General features: G+C 73.5%; 1 protein-coding gene. It reads right to left on the reverse strand.

Annotated elements, in window-relative coordinates:
* Positions 1–55: 55 nt before the first annotated feature.
* The gene (locus LPA54_RS39050; protein WP_228985135.1) at positions 56–439 is read right to left on the reverse strand and encodes a VOC family protein; all 384 of its coding nucleotides are present in this window, start codon (positions 437–439) and stop codon (positions 56–58) included.
* Positions 440–442: the final 3 nt, after the last annotated feature.

The following is a 442-nucleotide window of genomic DNA, read 5'->3' on the forward strand; positions in this document are numbered from 1 at the left end:
CTCAGGGGCGCGGGGAACTGCGCGACCAGCCACGGGCTGTCCGCACGCGCGTCGCCTAGGGCTGCTCGATGCGGCACAGGCAGAAGGGATGCCCCGCCGGATCGGCGTAGACGCGGAAGTCCTTCTTCTCGTAGTCCTCGCGGTCCAGGACGCGCGCCCCAAGCGCCAGGACCTTCGCCTCCGCCGCGTCGACCTCCTCCCATGTGCCGCCCGCGTCGAAGTCGAGGTGGAACTGCTGGGAGCGGTCGGCCGCGGGCCACCGCGGCGGGTCGTGGCCCTCGGCCCGCTGGAAGGCCAGCGTCGGACCGCCGGGCGCCGCGAGGTCCACCCAGTCGCCTTCGCCCTCCGGCGTGCCGCCCACGACGCCGGCGTAGAAACCGGCCAGCGCGTGCGGATCCGGACAGTCCAGGACGACGGAGCCCACCTTCGCTACGGACATGAC

Origin of the sequence: Streptomyces sp. DH12, assembly GCF_020873895.1 — a bacterium.
In the GTDB taxonomy this organism is placed as follows: Bacteria; Actinomycetota; Actinomycetes; order Streptomycetales; family Streptomycetaceae; genus Streptomyces.